This is a genomic window from Pyxidicoccus sp. MSG2 (assembly GCF_026626705.1).
In the GTDB taxonomy this organism is placed as follows: domain Bacteria; phylum Myxococcota; class Myxococcia; order Myxococcales; family Myxococcaceae; genus Myxococcus.
This window is the reverse complement of sequence record NZ_JAPNKC010000001.1, coordinates 8,895,122-8,910,356: the sequence shown is the minus strand read 5'-3', so window position 1 is coordinate 8,910,356 and position 15,235 is coordinate 8,895,122. Positions and strand designations below refer to the sequence as shown.

Genomic DNA, 15,235 nt, shown 5'->3' with positions numbered 1-15,235 from the left:
CCGCGTCAGTGCCGCGGGACTCCCGATCCTCCCACGAGATTTGAAGAGGACCGTGTCCCCAGACGGTGCGTGAGCACCGCCTGTGCGCGCGGTCCGGGGAACCTGCACCCTGAGCAGGGGCATCCACCCCTCGTCTACGAGGGAACGGAGAGCGTATGGCCAGTGGCCTCATCATTCCTGGTGTCCAGGTAACGGTGGTCAAGGAAGTGCTGCCCCAGCAGCTTGCGCCGTCCGGAGTGCTGGGGCTCATCGGCTTCACCGAGAGGGCCGAGCAGACCGAGCAGAACACGCTCAAGGTCACCCGGGCGGGGAGCTGGTCCCGCTACGTCGAGGTCCTGGGCCGCGGCAGCGCCTACAGCCTGCCCGAGGCACGGCAGGCGCTCGACAACGGCGTCTCCGAGCTGGTCATCTCGCCGCTCCCCGCGAATGCGGGAGCCATCGCGCGCACGGCCCTCGCCGGAGACGAGAGCAAGGCCAAGGCCTTCCGGGCCCTGCTGGACAAGGCCGTCCGCGACACCACGGCCGCGGCGGAAGACGCCAAGAGGAAGCGGGACGCGCTCAAGGCGAACGCGGGGGCAGACCCCGTGGTGGTCAAGGCCGCGGAAGACACGTACACGGAGGCCAAGGCGCGCCTGGACCAGGCCACCGCCGCCCAGACGGCGGGCTCGGACATCACGAACGACAAGGCCGGACTCACGCTCATGGCGCGCGCGCCGGGGCCTTGGGCCAACGGCCTCATCGTCCGCGTCGCGTACCGGGACAACATCGACCAGTCCATCTCCTTCGACCTGCAGGTGCTGCGCAGGGTCGCGGGCAGCGAGGAGATTCTGGAGATGTACCGCGGCCAGACGCTCGCCTCGTTCGTCTCCACGCTGAAGGGCTCGTCCTTCGTGAAGGTGGATGAGTCGAAGGCCACCGGCTGGCCCAAGGCGGAGGAGTACACCCTCGGGGGCGGGCAGGACGCGAGCGCCGCTGACTACACCGCCGCGCTGGAGCGACTCCGCGACGAGGCGGACGTGGACATGGTGCTCGCCGCCGTCCAGGACTTCTCGGACCTGACGAAGGTGGCCCGCGTCTACGGCGCCGTCATCAGCCACTGCAACGCCATGAGCGACGAGTGCAAGGGCCGCATCGGGTTTGGCCAGGTGCCGAAAACGGGCGCCCCGGACACGCACGCGCAGCTCGCGAGCAACCTGGTGAGCGACCGGTTCGTGCTGGTGGCGCCCAACGGTGTCGTGGGCGCGGTGACGGGAGTGGTGGGCAACCTCCCCTACTTCCACTCGCCCACCTTCAAGCGGCTCTCGGGGCTGGCCGACCTGCCCCCCATCTCCACGGAGGACCAGAAGGCCCTGCTGCGGGGCAACGTGGTCCCCGTGGTGCTGGAGCGTGGACGCGGCACCATCGTGCTCCGGGGGCTCACCACCGACGGAGATCAGATCAACGTCCGGCGCGTGGCGGACCGGTCCGTGCGCATGCTGAAGATGATTGGCGACCTGTTCATCGGCCTGTTGAACAACGCCGACGGACGCACCGCCCTCAAGCAGAAGCTGGTCGAGGCCCTGGTGCAGATGGAGAAGGACGGGGCCATCGTCCCGTCCACGGACGGCAAGGACCCTTCCTTCAAGGTGGAGGTCTACTCCTCGCAGGCCGACTTCGCACTGGGCATCGTCCGCGTGAACATGGCCGTGAGGCCCGTGCGCGCCATCGACTACATCTACGCGACCATCACGGTCCAGGTTTGATGAGGAAACACGCTGATGCCCACGGTCTTCTCCGCCAACCGTAGCAGCGTCCTCGTCGACGGAAATCCCGTCGAAGGACTCCAGTCCCTCGTCTTCCGCATCGTCACCGAGCGCGAGGACATCCGTGCCATCGGCTCGAACGAGCGGGTGGACGTCATCTTCGGCCTGCGCACCGTGCAGGGCGAGCTCGTCATCCGCTCGGCCAGCTTCGCGCTCGACACGCTGCTGCAGGACCGCGCGAAGTTCCAGCTCGTGGCGAGCATGAAGCGCACCGAAGGCACCGACGACACGCGCACGGTGTCGTTCGATGACTGCTTCGTGGAAGGCAAGGCCTTCCAGATTGATGCGCACGGCAGCGCGGCCACGACCTACGCCTTCACCGCCACGCGGGTTCGCGAGGAGTAACACGTGCCAGAGGTGCCCACGCGCACGGCTCGGGAGTCCGGCTCCGCCGTCCCCTCCTCCATCGAGGTGGACGGCCGGCGCTTCTCCGTGCAGGTGGGCAACCCGGGCGGGGCGCTGGAGGTGGACACCTCCACGGGCGAGCGCGTCCGGCTCCGCAGCTGGAGCTTCGAGGAGCACCTGCGGGCGCTGGACCGTCACGCCAGCGCCGATGAGCAGGGGCTCCGGTTCGATGCCGGGGGCTTCGCTCGCGACGTGCTGAGGGACTCGGGAGTGCCGGCGCCCCTCGACGAGGAGCTGGCCCCCGTGGCGCTCTGGTGGGCCACCACCGGTGGCTACGCGCCAGGCTCCGGAGTGCAGGCGGACGGGTGGGTGCGGGCGGGCTCCGTACGGGCCCGGCTGCGTCCGTGGACCTTCGCGGAGCGCTCCAGGGCCCTGAGCGAGAGCCTCACCCCGAGAACCGGTGGCGGCCAGGAGCTCAGCCTGGAGCGGTACCTGCGCGCCATGCTCTCCGCCTCCGTCGTGGCCCTGGAGCCACCCGGGCTGGAGCTGATGATGCTCGATGGGGCCACCACGGCCGCGCTGCTCGAGGTGGCCGTCGCGCTCAACGACTCCGGGGAGCGCGACGAGGACCGGAGGATGAAGGCCGCGGACGCGGACGGCCAGAAGCTGGCGCGAACGACCCTGCGCCTGTGCAAGGCGCTCGGCTGGACTCCATCCCAGGTCTGGGAGACGCCAGCGGCCGAGGTCGACCGGCTGCTCGCACTGCTGGAGGTGGCGGAGCCGTCGGCACCGGTCTCCGCTCCCGTGCGTCGGGCGCCGAGCCTCGCGGACCATCCCGATGCGGTGATCATCCAGGTGGAGGACTGACGATGCGCTCATCCACCACGACCCGAGAGCTTTCCGCGCTCCTCGCGCGCCCGGCCTTCCGTGCGCTGGAGTCCGTCGCGAAGCAGCTGGGCGTCCGGCTTCCAGCGCCCTCCCGGCAGGAGTCCTCCGAAGCTTCGGAGCAGCCCGCCCCGGCAGCCTCCGTGTCCGGCCCCGGGGAGGCCACGGCCAGTCCCCTCCTGCCCGCCAACCTCGCACGCTCGCCGGCTCCGGCCCACGGAGCGGCACCCCGCCCGTCTTCCGAAGCCACGGCCCCGCGCGCCGAGACGCGAGGCGCCTCGCCGCTCGTCGCCCGGGGTGAAGCCCCTCACGGCGACTCCGTGGCCGGGGAGCGGGCCTCGAGTGTCTCCGCGCCCCCGCCACCCGGCGCGCGGGCGGAGGTCCACGGCGCGGTCCCCACGTCCCCCTCCCCCAGCGAGGCCCGCCCGCGAGACAGACGTCTCGTGCGGCTCATCTCCCAGCTCGAGCCCCGCTCGACGGCGCCGACCCCGTCGCGAGCCCCGGTACATTCGCTCCCGACCGACGCCGAACGGGCCGAGGCCCGGAGCACCGGACCGCGCCCCACGCGCCCATCCGCCGCGGCGGCCACGAGTCCCATGGACGGTTCCTCGTCCGGGCCCGCCGAACGGGCCCCTGTTCAGGGCAATGTCCCTGTCGCCGCCCTGGCGGAGCCGCCACACACCGTGAGCGCGGTGGAAGCCACCCGCGCGCTGCTCGCGAGCCCTCCCGCTCCGCCACTCCAGGCGAGCCGGGGCGAGACTTCCTCCCTCCCGGAGCCGCCACCTTTCGCGAGCCCGAGGGGAGCCACCGCTCCCGGCGGCGCACGCGCACCTGACAATCGTCGAGTCCGGCTCCTCCCCCGCCCCGAGCAGGCCACGGTGAGCCCGCCCGTCGAGGAGCGCGCGGAGCGTTCCGGCCCGTCCTCCAGCCAGGATGGCGCGCCGCGCCCGGAGCGCCGGCTCACGTTCCTCCCGGCCCCCGAGCTCACAGCCGCACCGGCGTCCACGCGTCCACCGAGCCCTGTCGCCCCGCGGCTCGCCGAGCAGGTCACGAGTGGAATGGCGCCCGTCCTGGAGCGGGCCCACCAGCTCACACGTGCCGCCTCTCCTCCGGAGCGGTCCATGAGCGCCCAGGCGGCCGCGACACCTCCGGGCGAGGCCGTGCGCAACACGTTCAACGTCAACGTCCACCTGGAGCCGTCCGGCGCCCCGTCCGGCGTGGATCGACGCGCGCTGGAAGAGGCCCTCGTCGACATCCTCCGCGACACGGCTCGCCGCCACGGCTTGGAGGTGTGAGCCAATGGCGGGCATCGCCTACGAGGTGAAGATTGGCTCCTTCAAGGCCTCGAGCCAGCCCCGCGGGAGCAATGGACAGGTGCGCTCCATCTCCTGCGCGCTGACCATGGATGGCGCCGGGGGCCACTGCTACCTGGAGCTGGTCGCCGCGGGCTCGGCGCCTCCCAAGCCCGGGGACAAGACGACCATCAACCTCGATGACGGAAACGGCGGCGCCACCGTCTTCACCGGCGAGGTCCAGGAGACGAAGGCCGCACCCGACACGGCCATCGTCGTGGGCGCCGATGGGCTGGCGAAGCTCGCCCGGTTCGACCTGGAAGGGGCGTACGAACAGATGTCGGCCGGAGCGATTGCGAAGGAGCTGGTGCAGAAGGCCGGAGCCACCGCGGGGAAGATCGAGGACGGCCCCAAGTTCCCCAGCTACGTGCTCCACCGCGGACCGCGAGCGCTCCGCCACCTCCAGCGGCTGGCCGAGCAGTGCGGCTTCGACGTGTTCACGGATGGAGACGGCAAGGTGCACTTCGCCGCGCCGAAGCAGGGCGGAGCGGACCACACCTTCACCTATCCGGAGCAGGTGCTGCGCACCGGGCTCGACCAGGTCTCCCCGACCTACGACGGCGTGCAGGTGTGGGGCGAGGGCGCGGCGAGCGCCAAGGGCTCCGACAAGGCCCACTGGCTCGTCAAGGACCTGGCCTCGGTGAGCGGCAAGGCCTCCATGGACGACACGTTCACCGTGAAGCCCGCCAGCGCGGGCAAGCTGATGCGGGAGGTGCGGGACGGAACGGTGAGGACGGGAGACGACGCGGCCACCCAGGCCAAGGCGAGGATGACGCTGTTGGCCTCCCGTCCCCTTCGTGGGTTCATCGAGGTGCTGGGCAGCCCGAAGGTGAAGCCGGGCGAGCTGGTGAAGCTCGACGACATTCCCGCCGAGCACCCGGTGAATGCGCTGGCCTCCGGCAAGGTGCTGCGCGTGCGCACGGTGCGGCATACGCTGAGCCTGCAGACCGGCTTCGTCACCCGGATGGAGTTTTGAGATGCCCGTACGCATCGGAAAGATAGAGCTCGTCGGACTGACGAACATCTACACCGAGGACGCGCGCAACCTCGTGCAGCAGCGCGTCCCCGGTCAGTCCGGCAGCGTCTTCCAGGACCTGGGCCGCGAGCCCGTCACGGTGGTGATGGAGGGCATCCTCCTGGGCGAGGACACGCAGGCCGCCCTCGAGGAGCTGCGCCAGGCGCAGATGAAGGCCCAGCCGATGTCGTTCGCCGCGGACGCCGTCGCCGGGGCCGACCTCACCGAGGTCATCATCGCCGACTTCCAGGTGAAGCAGCTCGCCGGTCACCAGAACCGGTTCAGCTTCTACCTGAAGGTCCGCGAGCATCAGGAGCCGCCCCAGCCCGCCGACGCGGGCGTCGCCGCCGTGAATGACGCCGTGGCCAACGATGCCGAGTCGTGGGCCGCGGGCGCCGTGGATGCCGCCGGGGTGCTGCAGAACCCCGACTCGTTGATGTCGGCCGTCGACAAGAACCCCGGCCTGCTCGGACACCTGAGCGCGGACGAGCTCGGCTCCGTCGTCACGAAGGGCCAGGGCACGCTGAGCGGCAAGAACTTCGGCTCCCTGCTCGGCGCGCTGGGCAAGGTGAATCCTCAAATCATCGGCGACTTCATCGATGTCTTGAAGAACGGCGGCAACCTGGGGTCGTTCATCGAGAAGCTCGCCACCGAGGGCATCAACGTGCTCGAGTCGCTGACCGGCATCGACCTCGGCGCGGCGCTCAGCATCGTGAAGGGCATCGCCGGGGCGAGCGACTTCCTCGCCAAGTTGAAGCGCGTGGTGGACGAGGCGCAGGGGCTGGGGATGCAGATCAAGGACTTCGATGTGATGGCCCCCTTCCAGGACCTGGGGGTGAAGTGATGAGCAGCGCGAGCGACATCGTCGGCGCCATCTCCCGACTCATCCAGGCGCTGGACGAGCTGTTCCAGACCCAGACGGTCGAGGCGCTGGTGGACCTGGTCCGACAGCTCGGCATCGGCGGGCCGGTGAGGACGGGCCTGCAGGCACTCGGCACGGTGCTGGGCCAGCTCGTCGAGTGGATTGCCAAGCTGGAGAAGGTGGCGGCCATCCCGAAGCTGCTGGAGTCGTTGGACCCCACGCTGGAACAGGTCCAGGGCCTCGCGGCGACCTCCGAGGACGACCTGCGGCAGGCCGGCCTCGATTCGCTCGCGCCCCTGACCAAGGCGGCCCGGTCCATGCTCGAGGTCATGAACAAGGTCCGCAAGGGCGCGGAGGCCATCTTGAAGGGGCTGCTGCCGCAAGAGGCCCTGGCCGGGTTGCGCCAGTCCGTCGTGAACTTCGCGGCCACGCTGAAGTCGTACGAGCAGCGCCTCGTGGCCCCGGGCGCGTCCAAGCCCGCACTGGCGGGAGCAACCTCATGAGCGACCTCATGGCCGTGATGCGGGCCATCATCCGCGACGAGCTCGCCTCGCTGCGCCTGGGCGACATCGGCGTGGTGACGAGCGCCTTCCCCCACGCCGAGGGAGACGCGCACAACCACGAGTGCAACGTGAAGTTGCGCGAGGGAGGGCTGGAACTGCGGCGCGTGCCCATCACCACCCCGCACGTGGGCATGGTGAGCGCGCCGCGCGTGGGCGACCTGGTCCTCATCTCCTACGTCGGGGGGGACTCCAACCGCCCCATCGTGGTGGGACGGCTCTACTCGGACGAGACCAACCCGCCCGAGCACGCCGAGGACGAGTGGCGCGTCGTCTCCCCTCCCGGCGGGAAGACGTCCATCGCCATCGACAAGGACCAGTCGGTGGTCATCACCGCCGGCGAGACGGTGGTGACGGTGAAGCAGGACGACACCATCTCCATCGTGGGCAAGAAGGACCTGAGCATCGAGGTCGACGGCAACGTGCAGCTCAAGTGCAAGGACGCCACGGTGGACGCCTCGGGCAACATCGACCTGGGCACGGGCGGCACCGGCGTCATCACCGAGGGAAGCCACAAGTGCTACTTCACCGGGGCCCCACTCAAGGGCTCGCAGAAGGTGAAGGCCAAGGGTTGACCCATGCCGGCTCCGAGCGCATCCGAAATCGAGAACCTCGCCAGCAGCGCCCTCCAGTCGGCGGGCCTGCGGGGGGAGAATGCGCCCGACCTCGCCAAGGCCCTGGGGCAGGTCTGCGGACAGGCCTTCACCCTCTTCGTGTCCATGGCCATGGTGGCCCCCGGAATCCCGGCGGCGGCGCCGCCTCCGCCCGGCTCGGGGAGCACGGCGGGACCGGGCATGCTGCTGCCCCCGCCGGCCGGTGGCCCGGGTGCCTCGCAGCTGGAGCCCATGGCCCTGGGGGCGCTGTCCTCCAACAAGCTCAACGGCGAGCAGAAGCCCGCGCTGGCCAAGGCCATCGCCCAGTCCATCGCGCAGGCCCTCACGCTCTTCTGCCTCCAGGTCCAGGTCGCGCCGGGCATGGCCATCGCGGGCTTCACCACGTCCTCCCCCGGCTCGCTGGTGGGAGCAGCTCCCGCCAAGCCCATGCTCCAACCCCTCGTCCTGGGCTTCCTCCAGGCCGAGGGCTTACGCGGAGAGAACATCCCGGACCTGGCCGGCGCCATGGCCGAGACGCTCTCCAACGCGCTCACCCAGATGATGTCGCGGCTCAAGGTCACCCCGGGCATTCCCGCCTCGCCCGGGGCCACCGCCGGGCCCGGGAGGTTGATGTAATGGCCGACGAGCTGAGGACGGATTTGCGGCTCGCCTTCAAGGACACCGGCGAGGTGGACCTCGACTGGTCCACCGACGCGGGCGGCGCCAGGACGGTGAGTGGCAAGGACAACCTCGTCCAGGCCCTCACGCTGCGGCTGATGATCTACCGGGGGCACCTGGAGCAGCTCGGCCATGTGCGCTACGGCAGCAAGGTGGCGGAGCTCATCGGCGAGCCGTTGGACCGCCAGAACCTGGACCTGCTGCGCCGCTACGTGCGTCAGGCCATCAAGGAAGACCCCCGCGTCGAGGACGTGACGAGCCTGACGGTCAGCGCCCGTCCCGACCTGCCCGGAGCGGTGGATGTCCGGGCCAGCATCCTCGCCACCACGGGAGACGAGGTGGAGCTCGGGCTGGCGCTCGACCTGGGGTGAGACACGCGGCAGTCGGCAAACGGATTCTCAGCACACGACACGATTTCGGGAGAGCACCATGGACCTCAGTGAGAAGCCGGGATTGAAAGGGGTGCTGACCATCGAGCTCCGCGACCTGAGCGGAGCGCTCGTGGAGCGGTACCAGCACCACAACCTCATCACCACCCGCGGCAAGCAACTGCTGGCGGACCTCCTGCTGGGGAAGAAGAACGCCCTGCCCACGAGCTGGGCCATCGTGGTGGGCACCGGGACGGACCCCGCCAACGTGGCGGACATCGCGCTGAAGGCGCCCATCGCCGAGCAGGCGGAGGACCGCGACCCCGACGTGGCCATCGTCTCGCGCGCGAACGCCACGGTCGTGCAGGGCACGGTGTCGGCCACCCTCGCCGCGCCCCCGACGGGCACCGTGCAGCCGTTGACCGAGGCGGGCATCCAGATCACCGTGGGCACCGAGAAGATCCTCTTCAACCGCGTGCAGTTCCCTCCGGTCAACCGGGGAGCGAACATGGTCATGACGCTGAGCTGGGAGATCTCCTTTTGAGCCTCACGCCGCTCGACACCTCCTTCAGCGCCATTGTCGACCGGCTGCTCGGGAACCTCGGGCCGGGCATCGACAAGAACGCGGGCAGCATGGCCCGCACGCTGGCGGAGTCCTACGGCCGGGAGATGGCCACCTTCTACGCCATGCTCGAGCTGGCGCACCGCTCGGGCTACCTCGACACGGCCGAGGGCGCGGCGCTGGACAACGTGGTGGCCGTGCTGGGCATCTCGCGCGCCCGCGCGGGCCGGCTCACCGGCGACGTGGAGTTCAGCCGCAACTCGCCCGCTCCGGAGGACATCGGCATCCCCGCGGGTCGCCAGGTGACGGGCGTGCTCGCGGAGAACGAGCCCTTGCCCCTCTTCGAGACGATGGAGGACGCGGTGCTCCGCCGGGGGGAGACCCGGGTCGTCATCCCCATGCAGGAGGTGCAGGACGACTCGGACGCCTCCAAGAACGCGCCCCCCACCATCGACCCCGGCAAGCTCAACGTGATGCCCCGCCCCGTGCTCGGCATCGAGGCCGTCACCAACCGGGCCCCCATCCGCCGCACCGGCCAGGACGAGACGGACGCGAGCCTGCGCGCGCGGGCCCGCACCGCCCTGCGGGATGGGGAGATGGGCACGCTCGAGGCCATCGCCGCCGCCGTGCGCCAGCAGGGTGTTCAGCAGGTCACCGTGCGCGAGCCCCCGGATGCGCCTCCGGGGGTCATCGAGGTGCTGGTGGGAGACCCCGACTTCGAGCATCAGCCGGACGGCGTGCAGCGGGTGGAGCGGGCCATCCGCGACTCCAAGGCCGCCGGCATCCGCGTCCGGCTCAGCTACGCGCGCACCCTCTATCTGCGGCCCGGCTTCCAGGTGGAGCCCGTGGACCCGGACCTCGACGAGGCCGCGTTCGACCGGCTCCGCCGCGAGCTCCAGCAGGCCCTGGTCCGCTTCGTCGAGAGCGTGCCCGCGGGTGAGCTGCTGAGCCGCCGCAAGCTCGAGGCCGTCCTCTTCTCCAACCCGGCCGTGCGCCACGTCAGCGACATCACCGTGCGCACCTACGTCTGGGACACCCAGCAGAAGGTGCTCGTGGATGGGCCGCGCCGGGAGCTCGGGCCCGACTGGAAGTTCAAGCCCGACGAGAAGCCGACGCTCGACGTCGCGAAGATGCCGCCCGACATCTCCCGCTCGCGAGCGCTCGTCTACCGCCTGGAGCTGGTCGTGTCGCTCCCGAGCTCGGACCGGCGCACGCCCGAGCAGGTGCGCCAGTCGCTCCGCGGCGCGGTGGAGATGTACTCGGCACGCATCGCCGCGGATGCGCAGGCGACGAAGAAGCCCCAGGCGGAGCTCGCCTGGGACGCGCTCCGCGCGGCGCTGAGCAAGGAGTCCGGCGTCCAGGAGTTGCTGTCCGCGACGCTCACCACGGACAGCGGGCTCTCCCTCTCCCTGGAGAAGACCGGAACCCTGTCCACCCGCCCCGTGCCCCTGAGCATCCAGCTGGCGCTCGGTAACGTGGAACTGGTGGGGCTCGGATGAACCCGGTCCAGCGCGCACGCCGCATGGTGGGGTACCTCCCCCCGCTCCTCCAGAGCGGCGGGAAGATCACCCTCCTCTTCGACGTCATCGCCCAGGAGCTGGGCGTGATGGAGGGCGGCATCACCCGCCTCATGCGCTCGCGCTGGTACACGCTCGCCCAGGGCTTCCGGGCGGACGACTCACTCGCCACGAAGGCGGGCTCCGAGCTGGGCCAGCTGGGCGCGCTCTACGGGCTCCAGCCTGGCCCGGACGAGGACGACGTCTACTTCCGCCAGCGTCTCACCTCGCTCGTGGAGCTGCACCGCACGGGGATGAACACCGCCCCGGCCCTCCTGCGGCTGGTGTCGCTGGTGTACAGGGCCGAGCAACCGCCGGAGTTCTCCTGGGATGGAGACACGGCCGTGGGCCTCTTCACCGTCCCCGGGCCTCCCGGGGAGGATGGCACTCCGGGCACGCGGAGGCTCCGCGTCGAGCTCGACGACAACCCGCCGACCCCTGCGTTGGCGCGCTTCCAGGGCATGCCCGCCGACCAGCGGCTCCTCACCCTCAATCAGGGCCTGGATTCAGCCCGCCCGGAGGTCTCCCTGACCGCACCCGGGGACGCGGACATCTCCATTCCCATCCTGCACCACCACGAGTCCGGGCTGGACGTGCTCTTCCTGGGGAGGGTGCCCCGGGGCAAGACGCTCACGCTGCGTCACCAACGTGTCCCCCTGATTGACGGCAGCCCGGCGAAGGAGCCGGTGCTCCTCGCGCATCCCTCGCGCTTCGACGACGGGAACCAGCCATTCCGCTTCGACACGGACGCGGCGCGCTTCTCGGTGTTCAACCAGGGCCAGGGGCTGCCGGAGCTCGCACCCGGTGAGAATCACTGGAGCCACGGCACGCTGAGCAAGAAGGAGCTGCAGAACTATCTGCCGGCCGGGCGGAATCCGGAGCTGGAGCAGGCCCGGCTGAAGGCCCTGGAGCTGGCGCTGGAGCCCAAGCAGTCGCCGCGCATCGACCTCCAGTTCCGCTGGACGGAGGTCACCCCCGCGACCTTCGTCCTGCGCATCCCGGTCGACTACATCCCCCCCCAGGCCAGGGGCCTGCCCGACCTGGTCCGGGAGCTGACGGCCACTCTCAACTACGGCCGGGCCTCGGGCGTCCGCGCGCGCATCGAGTTCATGCTGACGCTGCCACCCGAGGAGGTCTCCGTGGACGAGAGCCCGGCAAGCATGGCGCTCACCACGACGTTCCCGGAGCCAACTGGCGTCAAGGACGCGCTGACGTCTTTCGGGCAGGCCATCAAGTTCGAGGAGCAGCTCCCCGAGCCCGATGACCGGCTCTCCTGGTCCGGTGTCTTCGACGGCACCCGCTTCGAAACCTCGAGGTTCAAGAAATGACCGACCCGTACATCAAGGCCGAACCCGGAGACCCCATCCTCTCCGAGCACTGGAACACCGTGCAGGTGCGGACGATTGAAGCGCTCCGCACGCACACCCACCTGGGAGGGGATGACGGCAAGAAGCTGGGCGGCGGCAGCATCGACCCGGAGACCACGCTGTCGGTGAAGCAGGTCAACGTCTCGACCACCCTCGCGGCGAGCCAGCTCACCGTCTCGTCCGCGTTGACGGTGAAGGGCATCAACGTGGCCGACAGGCTCACCGGCCTGGGGACTGAGAAGCTCAACGTCACGGGAGGCACCGTCTCCGGCGCGTTGTCGGTGACGGGCAACGTCGGGGTCGGGACGGCGACTCCCAACAAGCAGCTCACCGTCAACTATACCCGGGGCGACAACCACGCCCCCATGGAGGTGCGGGGGCCCGGGAACGCCGTCTGGGGAGTCGGGCTCGTGGTGCGGACCACGGGCAGCGTCGACGGCGCGGCCATCCTGCTCCGCAGCCGCGAGAAGAGCTGGCAGCTGCGTGGCGAGTCAGGAGCCACCGCCACCGGGTTCCAGATCACGGAGAATGGCGGGGACATCGAGTACGGCCAGGGATACGGAACCCCCCGGCTCCACATCAGCGCGGGAGGCAACGTCGGCATCGGGACGACCTCCCCCCAGAGCATGCTCCATATCGTCTCGACGACCAGCGTCCTGGCCCGCATCGAGGCGGGCGGCGCGGGAGGCTGGGCCGAGCTCGACCTCTACAGCACGTTCGGCACGGCGAATCAGAGGAATTGGAACCTCGCCGCGCAAGGAGGAGGTGGCTTCGCGATCCGCATGCTCTCGGACGCGAGAGGCTGGGTGATGACCCCGCTGCACATCGATACGGGTGGCACGGTGTTCGCCACCAGGAACCTCCAGGTCCAGGGCGACCTCTACGCCGCCAACTCGGCCATGTATTTCACCAAGACGGACCACGAACACAGCGGCATCGGCAACACCCAGGGTTACGCGGCCATCGAGAACGCCAGCAACTACGGTGCCCTGATGATCCTGGGCCGCACGACCCCCAGCGGCCGCATCGTCAAGCTCTGGGACCGCCTGGAAGTCATCGGCAAGACCTATTCGAGTGGCGGATACGAAGGCTCGGATCTCCGCCTCAAGCGAGACATCACCCCGATGGAAGGCGCGCTGGAGAAGGTCCTGAAGCTGCGCGCGACATGCTTCCGGATGGTGGAGTCCAGGGACGAGTCCCCGCAAATCGGCCTCATCGCCCAGGAGGTGGAGGAAGTCTTCCCCGAGGTCATCGACGAGGGGCCGGGCGGGATGAAAGGCATCAACTACGCTCGACTCGTCGCCCCGCTCATCGAGGCCATCAAGGCCCAGCAGCACCAACTCGACGCATTGCGCGCCGCGCTGCGGGCCGCCACGAAGGAGAACCCCGCATGAAGAACACCCTCGAGCAGCGCCTCAATGCCCTCAAGTCCGAGTACGAGTCCGGACAGAAGATGCTCGCGGAGCTGGATGCGAAGCGGAACCAGCTCACCACCACGCTGCTGCGCATCGAGGGCGCCATGCAGGTCCTCCAGGAGGTGCTGGCGCAGGAGCAGCCCGCGGACAACGTGACGGACCTCCCGAAGGCGGTCCGCTGAACCATGGGCGACGCGCGCGTCGGAGCCACGTTGAAGTATGGCGGCAAGGCGGTGCCCGCGGGCCCCACCGCGCCGGTGGACCCCTCCGGCCTCTCCGTGGCGCTCGACGTGCCCGCCGACGTGGAGCTCTTGCGCGCCTCGCTCACCCTCCAGGCCCCGGGGGATGACGTGCTGGTGGACATCCCGCCGACGGCCACCGTCGCCACCAGCCTCGGTCCAGGGCCCGCGCCCGCCAACACGGCCATCCACTGGATCAGCCTCGACTGGGGCGCGCGCCGTCCGTTGACGTTCCTCCAGGTCAAGACCGCCGAGTCGGGCAAGGAGGGCCGCGTCAGCGTCGCCGAGGGAGGCCCGTGGTTTCCTCCCACGCCCGGCGCCACCGCCGCGCTGGGGGGCAATGGGCAGGCCCTGCCCGCAATCATGGCCAGCCGGCTGATGGTGGAGTTCTTCACGACTCCAGCCAATCCCATGCCTCCGGACCCCACCAAGAAGACCTCCGCCACCGTGGTGACGGAGCTCGTGGTGAAGGCCTCCGCGCGGCCTCCGGACCTGACGGCCCTCGTCGAGCCGGAGCAGCTCTTCTTCCACCACGCGATGCCGCTCCAGCCCCTTCAAGAGCTGACGCTTCGGGACGAGCTGCGCGCCGCGCTCCAGCGGGCCTGGCCCGCCAACCTGCGCGGAGGCCCCGTCAACCTCACGCTCCGCTCCTCCGCGCCCTCGCGGCTCCGGAGGCTCGCCCTCACCCTGGACACCGCCGTCATCACCCGGCTGTGGAGCCCCGGCGGTGACTCGCTCACCTTCCAACTCTCCACGGATGGTGAGGGCGTGGGCCGCATCGAGGTGCCGGCGGACAGGCCCCTGCGAGAGGTCCGCTTCCTCTCGCAATACCAGCCGCGCGAAGAGCGCATCCCGCTCGCGCCCCAGCCGCCCGCCCAACCCGCGCAGGCGCACCGGTGCGGCGGGGGCTACGCCGCGGCACAGGCGTTCTCCCCTCCCGAGGGAGGTGGCGCGCTCGCCGGCATCGACCTCCATCTGCGTCCCCTCACCCGCTCCGTCCAGGGCACGCTGACCCTCTTCCCGGATGAGTTTGGCCGGCCGGGCAAGGTGCCCCTGGACGCCGCCGTGGAGTTCTCGCTCGAGGAGCGGGGCAACGCGCCCTGGGGCGCGCGCTGGGTCTCCTTCGAGCTGCCCAGGCCCCTTGCGCTCGACGAGAAGACGCACTGGTGGGCGGTGCTCGCCGTCACCGAGGGGAGCGTGCTCTGGAGCCTCGGGGACGCGGCGACCGCGACCGGGAATGGAGGACTGGCGCCGCGCGCCGCGCTCTACCGCGCCGAGGACACCGGCCCCTGGCTGGAGCGTGAGGTGCCCTCGACGGGAGGCACGAGCGGTGTCCCCTGGGCCTACAGTCGCCCGCGACTGCTCGCCTCACCCACCGAGCCGCCCTCCCCGCCGCAGGTGCTGCTGCGCTGGGGCTCGCGCCAGCTCGTCGTGAAGCCCGATGCCCAGGGGCGCGTCAGCCTGGACGAGCGGGCGCTCGCGGAGCTGCCCCCTCCCGGTGTCCCCGCGACGGGCCCCGCGCCCGCGCTCGAGGTCGTCGTCCGCTCCCGGGTCGCCGGGGAGCTCACCCTCTCCGAGCTTCGCGTGACGAGCCCCCGGAGCGACACCTACCCGCTCTTCCAACCGTCGTGAGGTT

The 15,235-nt window shown here is 70.4% G+C and carries 16 protein-coding genes; all 16 read left to right on the top strand.

The annotated features are described in order from the left end of the window. Positions 1–155: 155 nt before the first annotated feature. The 16 genes from OV427_RS34930 to OV427_RS34855 all read left to right on the top strand — a co-directional run bounded on the left by OV427_RS34930 (position 156) and on the right by OV427_RS34855 (position 15,231). A complete protein-coding gene (locus OV427_RS34930) occupies positions 156–1,742 on the top strand; it encodes a phage tail sheath protein (protein ID WP_267860548.1) in 1,587 nt (528 codons plus the stop codon). A 15-nt stretch (positions 1,743–1,757) separates the two neighbouring features. After that, on the top strand, positions 1,758–2,147 hold the full coding sequence (locus OV427_RS34925) for a hypothetical protein (protein WP_267860547.1): 390 nt from the start codon (positions 1,758–1,760) through the stop codon (positions 2,145–2,147). A 3-nt stretch (positions 2,148–2,150) separates the two neighbouring features. Continuing rightward, positions 2,151–3,014, top strand: a complete 864-nt coding sequence (locus OV427_RS34920) for a hypothetical protein (RefSeq protein WP_267860546.1) — start codon at positions 2,151–2,153, stop codon at positions 3,012–3,014. Positions 3,015–3,910: 896 nt separating this feature from the next. Beyond that, a complete protein-coding gene (locus tag OV427_RS34915) occupies positions 3,911–4,327 on the top strand; it encodes a hypothetical protein (RefSeq protein ID WP_267860545.1) in 417 nt (138 codons plus the stop codon). A 4-nt stretch (positions 4,328–4,331) separates the two neighbouring features. Next, complete coding sequence (locus tag OV427_RS34910; protein WP_267860544.1) at positions 4,332–5,360, top strand: hypothetical protein; 1,029 nt, start codon at positions 4,332–4,334, stop codon at positions 5,358–5,360. A gap of 1 nt (position 5,361) precedes the next feature. Next, the gene (locus OV427_RS34905; protein WP_267860543.1) at positions 5,362–6,243 is read left to right on the top strand and encodes a hypothetical protein; all 882 of its coding nucleotides are present in this window, start codon (positions 5,362–5,364) and stop codon (positions 6,241–6,243) included. Then, on the top strand, positions 6,243–6,764 hold the full coding sequence (locus tag OV427_RS34900; protein WP_267860542.1) for a hypothetical protein: 522 nt from the start codon (positions 6,243–6,245) through the stop codon (positions 6,762–6,764). The genes OV427_RS34905 and OV427_RS34900 overlap by 1 nt, the downstream gene beginning before the upstream one ends. Continuing rightward, positions 6,761–7,396 (top strand): phage baseplate assembly protein V, encoded by a 636-nt coding sequence (locus OV427_RS34895; RefSeq protein WP_267860541.1) that lies wholly within the window; start codon positions 6,761–6,763, stop codon positions 7,394–7,396. Before OV427_RS34900 ends, OV427_RS34895 begins: the two co-directional genes overlap by 4 nt. A gap of 3 nt (positions 7,397–7,399) precedes the next feature. After that, positions 7,400–8,050, top strand: coding sequence for a hypothetical protein (locus OV427_RS34890; protein ID WP_267860540.1), 651 nt, complete (start codon positions 7,400–7,402; stop codon positions 8,048–8,050). Then, positions 8,050–8,463, top strand: a complete 414-nt coding sequence (locus OV427_RS34885; RefSeq protein ID WP_267860539.1) for a DUF2634 domain-containing protein — start codon at positions 8,050–8,052, stop codon at positions 8,461–8,463. Before OV427_RS34890 ends, OV427_RS34885 begins: the two co-directional genes overlap by 1 nt. A gap of 58 nt (positions 8,464–8,521) precedes the next feature. Further along, positions 8,522–9,004: a hypothetical protein gene (locus tag OV427_RS34880; RefSeq protein WP_267860538.1), complete on the top strand. Its 483-nt coding sequence runs from the start codon at positions 8,522–8,524 to the stop codon at positions 9,002–9,004. Beyond that, on the top strand, positions 9,001–10,521 hold the full coding sequence (locus OV427_RS34875; RefSeq protein ID WP_267860537.1) for a baseplate J/gp47 family protein: 1,521 nt from the start codon (positions 9,001–9,003) through the stop codon (positions 10,519–10,521). The genes OV427_RS34880 and OV427_RS34875 overlap by 4 nt, the downstream gene beginning before the upstream one ends. Further along, entirely contained in the window at positions 10,518–11,906 is a 1,389-nt protein-coding gene (locus OV427_RS34870; RefSeq protein WP_267860536.1) for a hypothetical protein, read from the top strand. Before OV427_RS34875 ends, OV427_RS34870 begins: the two co-directional genes overlap by 4 nt. Beyond that, positions 11,903–13,339: a tail fiber domain-containing protein gene (locus OV427_RS34865; protein ID WP_267860535.1), complete on the top strand. Its 1,437-nt coding sequence runs from the start codon at positions 11,903–11,905 to the stop codon at positions 13,337–13,339. The genes OV427_RS34870 and OV427_RS34865 overlap by 4 nt, the downstream gene beginning before the upstream one ends. Continuing rightward, a complete protein-coding gene (locus OV427_RS34860) occupies positions 13,336–13,542 on the top strand; it encodes a hypothetical protein (protein WP_267860534.1) in 207 nt (68 codons plus the stop codon). The genes OV427_RS34865 and OV427_RS34860 overlap by 4 nt, the downstream gene beginning before the upstream one ends. A 3-nt stretch (positions 13,543–13,545) precedes the next feature. Beyond that, entirely contained in the window at positions 13,546–15,231 is a 1,686-nt protein-coding gene (locus tag OV427_RS34855) for a hypothetical protein (RefSeq protein ID WP_267860533.1), read from the top strand. The last annotated feature ends 4 nt before the right edge of the window (positions 15,232–15,235 follow it).